Origin of the sequence: Virgibacillus profundi (assembly GCF_002287375.1) — a bacterium.
Taxonomy (GTDB): Bacteria; Bacillota; Bacilli; order Bacillales; family Amphibacillaceae; genus Virgibacillus_K; species Virgibacillus_K profundi.
In genome coordinates, this window is sequence record NZ_NPOA01000008.1 from 105,245 (window position 1) to 117,914 (window position 12,670).

A 12,670-nucleotide genomic window follows, 5' to 3' on the forward strand; every position below is an offset into this window, starting at 1 on the left:
TATGGAAAAACGAACCGCCGAAATATCTAATATACGTACAATTTCCATATCCTACAGTTCTATTTTTACAATTGGAGACACTGTTACAACAACACAGAAATCCAGAGGTATTGCCGTACAACAGGAAGGTGCAACATTTACCAAAGAGGATAATCTACATTTCCGTGACTATCCCATCTTTAATAGAGAAGCAAATTGGCTTAAACCGAAATACAGTGTCCATACAAACACAATCCACCACGCCGAATCCATTCACGTACAGAATGTTTCTTTAATTGGTGTGAGCAGTTCATCTGTATTTCAAGTGGGAAGCATTAACAATATTACCGGCGATGCAAGAATCAAGCATTTTCGAAAGCTTCAGTCCTAACTATACACAACTTTTGATTTTATTTCATATGCTATTCTATGAAATTATTTTTCTGAGGTGTTTTTATGCCATCCATCGTTGGACCGATTAAAATAAACAGTGTTGGTGGCGGGGTCATAAATTTTGGTGATTCCTTTTACCTTTCACCAAAAAGCACTTCCAAAACAAATACTGGTTCTGGATCATTAAATACCGGGGATTTTATCTGTACAAATAATGGAGTAAGTTCCACCAATCCATTTGATCCAGATGTTAGTGATCAGAACGTAACTGCCAATGCTTAAAAAAAGAGGTAGTCTATTTTATCAGACTATCTCTTCTTCATGCTTTACTCACATTCAGATCGGTCAACGAAAAACTGTTGTACAAAATAAATCATAATACTTAATGCCAGGAATAAAAATGCCCATCCCAGTGTTATTTGTTCTACAATCAGGTAATTATTACATAATTGCTCCGGTGAAAATATATATAACCATGCCATAAAACCACAGATAACACTTAATGTTACAAAAATAATATTTTTACCTACTAATCTAATTTTCTTCCAGCTGTCACGTAAAGGTACTCCAGCTAAAAATGGTAAACTAATAAACTTAAAAATCTCTATCGCCTGTATTGTCAATGCCTCATCCATTGTACGTGGAATCATCCAATAAATGACTACGATCATGAACAAAATAATACCTGGTACTCCATTACTATTCCACTTTGCAAAAAACCTTGGAAATTGCTGTTTCAAAAATGGGGTCATCAACATGCCAGCAATAACAAACAGGGGCATTTGCATATGCATATGAATTGTCATAACCGATTCTGCCAAGTTAGCCACAGGTGGAAGCATTAAGAAAACATACAATACCAATCCATACATTGCCTGTCTCATAATTTATTCCCCCGTTTCAGTATCAGGAATTGATGAAATCCTTTGGGTCGCTTCAGCATCAAGAATTGATGTAACCTTCTCAGCTGCTTCATCAATTTTGGTATAATCCATTACATCTGCTAAATTACCTTCTCTGTCAACTAAATAAAATGCAGAGTTATGAACGAAATTCCCTTCTCCATCCGGAATAACAATTACTCCAAAATCATCCAGAAGTGAATCCAATTCCTCTTGGTTGGGAATTCTTGCCATTCGCCAAGTTTCCCCATCACTTTCAAAATAGCTTCTGTATTTATCCAACACTTCCGGGGTATCCCTGGTTGGATCAAAACTAATACTTAAAAATGCAATGTCTTCCCCTATATATTCTTCCGGAATCTGATCATACACCTCCGCCAGATTTACTTCCAATTGCAAACAAACATCTGTACAGGAGGTATAAATAAAGGTTAGCATTACATATTTCCCCTCAAATTCCGAAAAAGGATACATTCTCTCCTGACTGTCTTCCAGTGTTACTTTAGGAAACGAGGGTTTTTCATCAATTAATTTAGTAGTCCTGGCTGTCTCGGCCGTATATGCCTGAAAGCCATCTGTTCCCACATAAAATAAAGCAACTCCAAATAATAAAACAATAATTATTGCAAGGTTATTATGTTTGTTTTTGATCATAATGATCACTTCCTACATAAATTTTATAGCACTAAAACTAATGGAATAGCTCGATATGCAGGGCTATTCCATTAGTTATCTTATATCACTTATCGATTACCAGGTCTTGAATCCGGGTGATCCCGGAGGTGCATTTACAATCATGTCAACGATCGGGATAACATATCCCATTGAAATAACTGCAATTGCCAGTACAATCCATAGGCCCCAACGTTCTGTCCATTTCGGTGTCGGAGAAGCATTTTCTTCCTCTTCTGCTATAGGAAATTCTGTATGTCCTTTAGGTGCCCTGAACATTAGATGGAATACGATATATACCATTAATACTACACCTGCGAAGAGGAGTGTTCCCCCAATTCCAAGGAACATCAGGTATGGATCCCAGCTTAATGCTGTAGCATTGTCTCCATATGTTGAGAAAGATGTTCTTCGTGGTGAACCAAGAAGTCCAACCCAGTGCATGGATCCTGACATGAATAGCATTCCAATTGCCCAAAGCCATGTTTGAATAAGTCCTAATTTATTCAGTCTTGCTGTCATTACACGTTTGCTTAAGTATGGAATCAACCAATAAGCGATTCCAAAGAATGTCAGCGCAACAGTTACCCCAACAGTTAAGTGGAAGTGACCAACTACCCATAGAGAGTTATGAACAGTTTGGTTTAATTGGTTATTCGTTTGTGCAATTCCACCTGCTCCAGCTGGAATAAATGTAATCATTGCAATCATTGGTGCAAGGAAACGTACATCCTTCCAAGGCAATTTTTTAAACCAACCCAGAAGTCCTGTCGCACCTTTTTTCCTTCCAGCCCGTTCAAATATCGCAAACATTGCAAATGCTGTTAATAGTGATGGAAGTGCAATTGATAAACTCATGAATACGTGCATGAATTTAACACTTTGTGTGATTCCCGGGTCAATAATTTGATGGTGGAATCCACCAGGTACGTTTAATATTACGGATAAAATAACGACTACACGTGCTAAGACGTCACTAAATGTTTTCCCACCAATAATTTTTGGTATTGCAACATACCATGCAGATACTGCTACTAAATACCAAACGTTAACTGCTGTATGTCCGAAAGCCCAGAAGAGTGTCCGGCTAAGCATAACGTTAACTGTTTCTGTCCACCCAAAAGCCCAAGGGATGAGCATTAATACTTCAGCAGTTATACCAAGGCTTCCCAGTATCAGCAGGAGGTAACCTCCAACTGCGAAAAAGGAGAACAATGGTAATTTCTGACCGCGGTTTGCTTTTTTCCAGCTCGCTGCGTTTACGAATACCCCTGTTCCTGCCAACCATATTCCAAGAGCCAGGAATACCAAACCAATGTAAAACCAAGGTGAAGCCTGCATTGGCGGATAAAATGTGTACATTACTGACGCTTCACCCATCACTACTGTGGTCATGATCATTACAGTTCCAACTAGCAATGAAGCAAGTGCGCTCCAGGCAAATTTCCTTGCCTTTGAAGTCAATCCTCCAAGTGTGTGTGAAACCCCTGCGTAAAAATAGCCAGTCATGAACAGCGTAGTAAATGCAACTACAAGTAAAATTCCATGTGCTGTTAAAATCTGATAATAGTTTAACCATACAGGCAACTGCAAAAGTCCGGCACGGTTAAGACCCTGAAGTAAACCTAACGTTCCGCCAACTAACAATAAGATAAATGCTAAAGATAAATATACTTTTGAAACAAGTGCATCTTCCGGATTAACACCTAATTTTTTATTTGTTTTATCCATAAATGTTTCTTTTAAAACTGCTGTTTCCATTTTCATTTTCCTCCTTTCCTATTTAACCGTAATTGTCGTAGCCATCGCCTGGTGTCCAGCACCACAGTATTCATTACATAGAATCAAATACTCGCCAGGTTCATCGAAAGTCTCTGTTATTTTTTGTATATGTCCAGGCATTACCATTGCATTCACATTCGTTCCGGCAATTTGGAATCCATGAACAACGTCTTTTGATGTCATTGTGAATGTAACTTCAGCACCTGCAGGTATTTCGATATCACCTGGTGTGAACGAGAATATTTGCAATGTCATAACAACCTCATATTGATTCTCACCTGTTTTATAAACGCCAGGTTCGGAAAATAGTTCATGTTCATCTACCTTCTGTGGATCGATTGTTTCCATATTACTAGGTGGTCCCATTCCCTGTGCAAATGTCTGGTATCCTGTAACTACCATGGAAAGAACTAAAACACTGACACTAATAATAAGCCAAATCTCTTCAGCACGATGCATTTTCATGTTATTTCCCTCCTTAAACTCTCGTCATATAAACGATAAACAGTAATAATATAAATGCGACAATTCCACCGCCAACAAATACTAATGAAGAAAACAGGGTACCCTTTAGTGATTGCTCATCTGTATTAGTGATTTTATCTTCCATCTGAAATTACCTCCCTATTTATTTCTTACTTCTATCTTATTTCTGAAGGGGTCTTTTCTAAGTGATTCAAATCACATGGTTGTGTGATTTCCATCACGAATTAAGTGAATTCATGACAAAACAATGAACTTCACCTAAATGTGACAATAAAAAGAGGAAATTATGGTTTCGGAGAGTCCTAAAATATGTGGCTGGATTATTAATCGTAAAATAAAAAAGGCTGTTTTTCGAAGAGGTTGGAACTGCTGATACTCCTCCCTCCAAATTTTTTTTGCAACAAAGGTATAAAGTGCGACACAGTGAAAATTCTTTTGTGTGACGTGTTCACTAATTCGAATGCTGATTGAGTGCTAAAACTCGCTTCGGCAGAATACTTCGCTTTCCGCGGGCCCGGCTTCAGCCTCCTCGAGAAACCCACTCTGCGGGGTCTTCAGACACGTGCTGTTCCCGCAGGAGTCTTCGTATTCTACCTACGCTAGTAAAGAATTTCACCATTCCAGCGCATAAAGTCAATGGAGCTTTTTCCCCTGGAAGAAAGCTACTCTAAGTTGCGTTCAAATATTTTTTTCTATGGGAATAGCTTCAGACTGTTTTTTTCCTGTGCTAGATTCGACTGCTTACAGATCCAACTATTCATCACAAAAGTGGACAATAATTGTTTGAAGGTGAAAGCACCATCCCAGCGGAGGAAATACACGTAGACTCCTGTGGGAGGAAAGGCATAGGTGAGACCCCCGAATGCGTAGCAAGCGGAGGCTCACCAGCCGCCCACGGAAAGCGTAGTGTATTTCCGTAGCGCTGAATTAGCACTCATCCTCTAAAGAGTGGGAGGTAGCACACTAAGTTATGTCGACTTTTACATCCACTACAAAGAATAACAAACAACAAAATTTACAAAAAAGCCAAAAAAAAGATCAACCCTTTGTCATAAAAGGTTGATCTCATGTCTTTATTCACTTGGTACTTCTACGATTAGCTGCTTTGTAAAGAAATATAAATACGTCTCTTTAACAGGTTGCTTCCAAATTGTTTCTATTGCATATCGATAAAGCTCCATTTGTGTTTTATATCTTTTGATCATCTTCTCTTTAACCTCATCAGTAACATCTTCATTAATCGCATCTGTTTTATAATCCAGAATAATCCAGCCATCATCTTTCGGAATAATACAATCAATTACACCCTGAATCAGGACACTTTCATCTGTATCACCTGTCCAGGATGCATATACCTCACTTGCTGGTAAAGAAAGGCTGAATGGTACTTCCCGGTTCAGTGAAGATACCTCCTCCATCATATATGCGGCGATATCTGTCTTGAAAAACTGTTCAATAGCATTCCTATCTATTATTTCTGCTTCTTCCCTTGTTATTACCTCTTTATCTATCATAGCTTCTAAATGCTCAGCAACCTCAGCATTGTTTAAAGGTCTGTTCATTGGTAAATGCTGCATTACTGTATGCATCGCAGTACCTTTTTCAGCAGCCGTAATTGTTTTTTCTTTCTGCATGAAGTTTGGACGCTTTACAATTGGTGCTTGATAAGCCGGGATGAGCTGATCTGAGCTATATTCATCCTGTATTTCCCGCTGTCTTTTAATTTCAGTAACTGTTTGTTTGGCACGGGATTTGGCAGCTTGTTCAAAAGGATATTGATAGGACAGGCGATCATTTACTTCCTTTTCCAACAGCTCATCCTGAACTTCAACTTGGTTCCAGTTCACTATATTACTTTTTAGCGCCATATCTGCTTCTGCTGTTGATTCATCCAAATTCGCATATTCACTGCCATGGATAATCGAAACACTCCATTTGGAAGGATCAATCCGAATTTCATTTAATACAGCATCTGTTAATTCTTCTGTCCGTAACACATTATTTTCCTGGTGCCTGATTAGAGCTGGTCCAACCCAATCTAAATATGTTTTGGATTCCATACGAAAATGTGCGGGCAAAACCCACTGGGAATGATCAATCATTTTTTGCCACTTTTGCTGCTTCTTGTCGAATGATGGAACATTGCCGACCATCACGAGTTTTTCTTTCGCCCTTGTTAATGCAACATATAATACGCGCATTTCCTCCGCCAGAAGCTCACGCAATTTTTCCTGTCCAATGGCATGGTAAAATAATGTTGGGTAGCTTATGCGCTTTACAGGATCAATGTATTTACTCGCAAACCCTAAGTCCTTATGCAGCAAATATTTCTGTTTTAAATCCTGTAAATTAAACTGCTTATCCATCGCACCCAAAATCACAGCAGGAAACTCCAGCCCCTTACTTTTATGAATCGTCATAATCCGGACAACATCTTCCTGTTCACTTAATGCTCTGGCTGAACCAAGGTCATCACCGCGCTCTTCCATTCGTTCAATAAAACGAAGAAAGCGGAAAAGCCCTCGAAATGATGTTGTTTCATACCCCCTGGCACGATCATATAATGCTCGTAAATTTGCCTGCCTTTGCCTTCCACCAGGCATGCCCCCTACAAAATCATAATAGCCGGTTTCCCTGTAAATATCCCAGATTAATTCTGATAAAGCTCCCTGTCTTGAAGCCAAGCGAAATTGCTCCAACAGTTCAAGGAAATTCGCTATTTGATTGGCTGCATTATTTGTATTTTGTTTTTTAAATAGCTTCATGGCATCATAAAATGACTCATTTTTACCTGCAAGACGAACAGATGCTAAATCATCCTCATTTAATCCAACAATCGGTGAACGTAAAACAGAAGCAAGCGGAATATCCTGTCTTGGATTATCAATAACCTTCAGTAGGCTGATCATGATTTTCACTTCTATTGCTTCAAAATATCCGGTTGAAAGCTCTGCATAGACCGGAATTCCCTGTTTTTTTAATTCATCCACAATCGTAGGTGCCCATGTCATGGATCGCATTAAAATAACGACATCACGATATTGCAAATCCCTTTGCGTTTGTGTTGCTTTATCAACGACCTTAAGTGGAGAAACATCCTTACGGCCAATCCAGGTTTTTATTTTTTTCGCATAGGCCCTTGCTTCCAGCTGTGCTTTTTCCAAGTCCTGATAATTCTCTTCTTCTGTTGTAGCATCTTCTTTTTCTTCCGGTGCTTCCCTATCAATTATAAGCAGCTCCGGATATGGCGTTGTGTAAGGTAGATCATCATACATTTTATTCCCATATATCAACTCGGCATTCTCGTCGTAATTAATTTCGCCTAATTCCTCATCAAGGATTTGTCTAAAAATATAGTTAGCCCCTGTTAAAACATGCTCCCTGCTTCGAAAATTACTTGCCAGGTCAATTCGTTTTGCTGTATTTTCCTCACTCGCAAAGTGTTTATATTTTTGAATAAAAAGTGATGGTTCTGCATGACGAAAGCGATAAATACTTTGTTTCACATCACCAACCATGAACATATTACCAGACCCTGCTTGGTCACTGATTAAAGTTAAAATGGTTTCCTGAACGAGGTTGGTATCCTGGTATTCATCAACTAACAATTCACTGAACTGCTTCTTGAACTGATTGGCAACCTTTGAAGGTATGGGCTGATCCATTGTTGAAGTTTCATCAACTAAAAGCTTGAGACAATAATGCTCCAGATCAGAGAAATCAACAATTGCTTTTTCCCGCTTTTGTTCTGTAAACCGGGCTTTAAACTGTTTTACCAGTTCTGTTAACTGCTTGATAACAGGTGCCAGCTCACGCATATCATCAACATGACTGGTTAAATTACGACTGAACCAATCTTTCTTCATACCTTCCCAGCGTTTTTTATAGCTCTCACGCAATGCTTTTACTTTATCTTTTTTTGTCTCATCACAATCTGCTTTCTTGCCTGAAAGTCTTACAAATGCACTTCCGGACAGATATGTTTGTAAATCATCCCAGGAATGAAGATGTGCAAGAGCTTCCCTCAGCATTAAAAAATCAGTATCAATGGTATCTGCATATTGATAAGGCCCATCACTTTCCTTCGTTAACTCCTGCGCAAGGGTCATTTCCTGTTCGATCGCTTCAAATTGACTTTCTACTTCTCTTTTTATGATAGATAGCCAATCCAACTGTGATTCCTGCCAGTCTTCGGGCACATTGTATGTCTCAGCCAGCTGATCAAGCCAGTGATCGGGCCATGGATTTTGCATGGCGAATGTATAAAGTTTAAGCACAAGATCCTCGACTTCCACATCACTTCGATCACTGGAAAATCGATCGACAACTGCGAAGAATCTCTCCTGCGCTTCTCCTTCCGTCCCATACCATTCCTCAAATAAATCATCAATTACCTCTTGCTTGATCAGATCTGCTTCCATATCATTGGCAATTCGAAAAGATGGATCAATATCCAGCAAATAGGCATATTGTTTAACTACATCCAGACAAAAGGAATGCAGTGTGGATATAGAAGCTCTCTGCAGTAAAGAGAGCTGTTTTTTCAAGTGAATGGAAGCAGGGTCCTCTGCAAGTGCTTTTTCAAGTGCCAAGCCTACCCGGTTTCGCATTTCCTGTGCAGCTGCATTCGTAAATGTAACGACAAGTAATGAATCAATATCAACAGGATTATCTTTTTTCAGCAGCTTTTGAATAATCCGTTCAACTAGTACAGCTGTTTTTCCTGAACCTGCTGCTGCTGCAACAAGCACATCACTGCCATCGGTATAAATTGCTTCCTCTTGTTCCCTCGTCCAATTAACCATTATATCCCTCCTCTTTTCGGAGTCTCTCTAAAATATCATCATCTTTTAAATCGGTAAGTTTCCGGTAATTATTTTCTTCCAATATCGGCTCAAATTGACATACAGAACGAAATGAACAGAATGTACAAGCAACATTTTGCTTATGCTGGAATGGGTTGAGATGCACCCCTCCTGCTGTCATATCTACACCAGCCTGCATCATCAGCTGATGAATATGTTGCTGCAGACTTGTAAATGTTTCATTATCAGCTATTTTTGAGTAGTTGTAAAATCCACCGTTCTTTTTAACACCTGCAGGTACGATCTGGCTTGAACCTGAAGCGAGTGATGTATCCATTAGCTTAACAATCTCTTCATCTGATAAAAGCAGTCCTTGCATTTTATACTTTTTGAAAATTTCATTCTCAATAGCTTCATCATTCATTTTATTTTTACCAGAAATCATTGGATTGTGCACATGGAAATAAAGGACGCCGGCTGGTGTTGCTTTCTTGCCAAGCCATTGCTCGGAATGGGATAAAACAACATCCAGATATGTGAGCATTTGCAATGCCAATCCGTAATAAACCTCAATGAGATTCAAACCTTTGGCACTTGATTTATAATCTATAATTCTTAAGAATAATGACTCTTCATTCAATGCTTTATCAACACGGTCTATTCTTCCTCTAAGCATTAGCTCAAACCCATTTGGCAATGGCAGCGTCAAAGGTGGAAGTGTTTCTTTTTCTCCAAATCCAAGCTCCAGACCAACTGGTGTAAAGTTACTTTGCCGTGCTTGTTCACTTAACACAAATGCAGCTCGTGCTATTACCTCCTGAAGCTTCTGCTGAATATATTTATAACGATTTGAGCTGTGCAATATTTGATGCTGCAGGATAGGAGCTAAGTTGACCACAGCTTTTTCAGCATAGGCATCTGTATCTTTTTTATTTAATTGCGCAAAATCTTTACCATCTGCCTGAATCCACTCTGTAATTGTTTTTAAAGCTTCATGGAAAAGCTGTCCAATATCAGGTGCATCCAATTTATAGGTTTTTCGTTCATCAAGCCCTAAGCTGTATTTCGCAAAATGCTGATAGGAGCATCGATAATAGGACTCGAGTCTGGAGACACTTGCTTTCACTTGTTTTGGATACAGTTTTTCAACCGTTTCCTGCGACAGATCGATTGGATTATTTTGGTAATACAAACTTTGCAAAATCGTATAGGTTGTACTATATTTCGGCTGATTTTCCATATACCAATTTAACACATGCCACCAGACAGGTTTAATGGGATATCCTTTTCGATTCCTTGCCAGCTGTGCGGTTAAAGCCGATCTTGTTTTTACAGGTGTTGTAATGAAACGATCAGCCTCCACCAGTTCATCCGGATCCTGCAATAAAATGTGATCACAGCAAACCGGGAATAAATCTTCTATTCGTTTAATCATCTGTGATGGCATCTTCGCCTTTCCCTCTTCATCACTTAATGGATAGCTTATCCAGAGACGATCCTTTGCCGCAGTAAAAGCGATATACATATAAAACCAGTCATCAAGCAGCTGCCTTTTGCTGCTTTCTGCTAACTGGAGGCCATGACCTGCCAATAATTCTCTTTCCTGTTCATTAATCATACCTTCTGCAGGTGGCTTCATTGGCCAGACCCCTTCATTAACTCCAAGCAGAAAAGCACTTTTAATTCCACTGATTCTTGAACGATCAATCGTACCAACAATGACGTGATCCATACTTGGTGGCACATGGGCAAATTTTAATGTCTCGAAACCAGCGTCAAGGGCGGAACGAAATGTTGTCAGGGTCATTTTATCATCCCCGGCCATTTCCACCATTTCATCAAATAACTGGATTACCGCATTCCATACCTGTTCCTGCTCCCGACCTTTTTCTATTTCTCCAAGCTCATCATACACTTCCCGCGTTTGTTCCAGACTTTTTGGTACACCTATATTTTCCAGCAGCATATATGTGATTTCACATAGTTCCCGGACAGTAGCAGCATCTCTTATCTGCTCATCAAAAGATTGTAATGCCCGCACTACCTGTTTTCTATAGCGATTAATTCGCTTTTGTGTTTCTCTCTCAAAATCAGTTTGGGTTGCCTTGTCAAAACCCCGGAATCGCTGAAATATCCATTCCTGATCGGACGTCCACCGTTTTCTTGAACGAACTCCGTATTCAAGTACATAATTTTCCAATTCATCAATTGCATCATTGGTTAAGGGAAATTCAGGATCTGATTCAGGAATAAACCCTGTTTTTAACACACGGAAAATAGCATCATAGCGCCAGTTTCCTTCTACAATATCCAGAACAGAACGAATAAACTCGATCAATGAATGGTTGAGCATTGTCCGTTTTTCATCAATAAATACAGGAATATCATAATCATTGAAAATTGTATCAATCAGATCATGATAGGTCTCTGTCTGCCTGATAAAAACAGCCATATCCTGATACCGGTAATCCTCTTCCCGGACGAGACGGATAATTTCCTGTGCCGCACCTTCCACTTCCGCACGTGGATGAACGGCCTCGGCAATTTGTATCGGTACCTCACCCTCGTAATTTGAAGCTGGCCTCACATCAAAGTTTTGTTCCAAGTGTGCAAAATAAGATCGATCTTTAAATCTTCCATTAGCGGGATCTAAAACCACTGTTTCATTTATAGCTATTTGGTTTTCATAAGCAATTTGCTTTAGAGTATGATAGGTTTCAATCGTTTGATGGAATAGATCCAGCTCCGAAACATTGTCATCAGGATTATCGACTGTTAATGTGATGGTTACACATTTGCATTTCTTCATCAATGCTTCCACTACAACAAGTTCCTGTGGGGTAAACCGATGGAAACCATCAAAGTAAATTTCCGCATCATCAAGCAATGTGGATTCATTAATTTTATTTGCCAGCAACTGTAGTTGATCTTCACTATCAATATACTTATCCTGTAAAGCATGGATTAGTTTTTCATAAACATAAAACAGATCATCCAACTTCGCAGCCAATGCCTCTTCGCCAGGTTCTTTATGTACATAGTCATTTATTTGATCTATTTGCATCTGGAGTACTTCCGGAGTGATCTGATACCGTTTAAACTCTGTAATCATCCCCTCCAACTGGTTCAGAAATCCCTGCTTCTCCATTGCTTTTTGAAAAACACGCCATTCTCCATGTTTTTCATCAATTATTTTTCGAAGCATCATCTGAATTCCAACCGAACTAATAAATTGTCTCGTGCTTCCACCTGTCTCTTGCAGCACACGCCAGGCAAGACGTGAAAAACTAACGACCTGGCCCCGAATACTCCCATTTATATCTTCATCACTAAATAATGCATGTTCCTGCTGAAACGTCATTTGGTCCGGAACAATATAAAATATCGGCGGACCCAGTGGGTTTTCTACCAATTTTTCTTTTATTTCATCAAGTGATCTGCCACTTTTCCCTGTTCCTGCTCTTCCCAATAAAAACCGGAGCCCCATTGTCCAACCTCCATTCATGTCTTTGCAAAAAAATAAAGCTTTTATCTCTTTATTTTACCAGAGATAAGCTAAATGTATATTAATTAGCATTATTTAATACCCTGTAAATAGCATTGTATCAAGGGTTAAGGCATTTTATGGATTTTCACTGCTTTGTAGAATAA

Annotated in this window: 9 protein-coding genes; 2 read left to right on the forward strand and 7 right to left on the reverse strand. The window is 39.2% G+C overall.

Features of this window, described 5'->3' with window-relative positions:
• Position 1 precedes the first annotated feature (1 nt).
• Complete coding sequence (locus tag CIL05_RS12685) at positions 2–370, forward strand: spore germination protein GerPE (protein ID WP_095655912.1); 369 nt, start codon at positions 2–4, stop codon at positions 368–370.
• A gap of 65 nt (positions 371–435) precedes the next feature.
• On the forward strand, positions 436–654 hold the full coding sequence (locus tag CIL05_RS12690) for a spore germination protein (protein WP_095655913.1): 219 nt from the start codon (positions 436–438) through the stop codon (positions 652–654).
• 44 nt (positions 655–698) lie between these two features.
• Here CIL05_RS12690 and CIL05_RS12695 read toward each other — a convergent pair whose 3' ends face one another.
• The 7 genes from CIL05_RS12695 to addB form a co-directional block, all read right to left on the reverse strand.
• Entirely contained in the window at positions 699–1,256 is a 558-nt protein-coding gene (locus CIL05_RS12695) for a hypothetical protein (RefSeq protein ID WP_206207783.1), read from the reverse strand.
• 3 nt (positions 1,257–1,259) lie between these two features.
• Complete coding sequence (locus tag CIL05_RS12700) at positions 1,260–1,928, reverse strand: SCO family protein (RefSeq protein ID WP_095655915.1); 669 nt, start codon at positions 1,926–1,928, stop codon at positions 1,260–1,262.
• A gap of 96 nt (positions 1,929–2,024) precedes the next feature.
• A complete protein-coding gene (locus tag CIL05_RS12705; RefSeq protein ID WP_095655916.1) occupies positions 2,025–3,707 on the reverse strand; it encodes a cbb3-type cytochrome c oxidase subunit I in 1,683 nt (560 codons plus the stop codon).
• 18 nt (positions 3,708–3,725) lie between these two features.
• A complete protein-coding gene (locus tag CIL05_RS12710) occupies positions 3,726–4,193 on the reverse strand; it encodes a cytochrome c oxidase subunit II (RefSeq protein WP_095655917.1) in 468 nt (155 codons plus the stop codon).
• Between the two features lie 13 nt (positions 4,194–4,206).
• Positions 4,207–4,338 (reverse strand): hypothetical protein, encoded by a 132-nt coding sequence (locus tag CIL05_RS22820; RefSeq protein ID WP_276245346.1) that lies wholly within the window; start codon positions 4,336–4,338, stop codon positions 4,207–4,209.
• Positions 4,339–5,287: 949 nt separating this feature from the next.
• Positions 5,288–9,019, reverse strand: coding sequence for a helicase-exonuclease AddAB subunit AddA (gene addA, locus CIL05_RS12715; protein WP_095655918.1), 3,732 nt, complete (start codon positions 9,017–9,019; stop codon positions 5,288–5,290).
• Positions 9,012–12,506 (reverse strand): helicase-exonuclease AddAB subunit AddB, encoded by a 3,495-nt coding sequence (addB, locus tag CIL05_RS12720; RefSeq protein ID WP_095655919.1) that lies wholly within the window; start codon positions 12,504–12,506, stop codon positions 9,012–9,014. Before addB ends, addA begins: the two co-directional genes overlap by 8 nt.
• Positions 12,507–12,670: the final 164 nt, after the last annotated feature.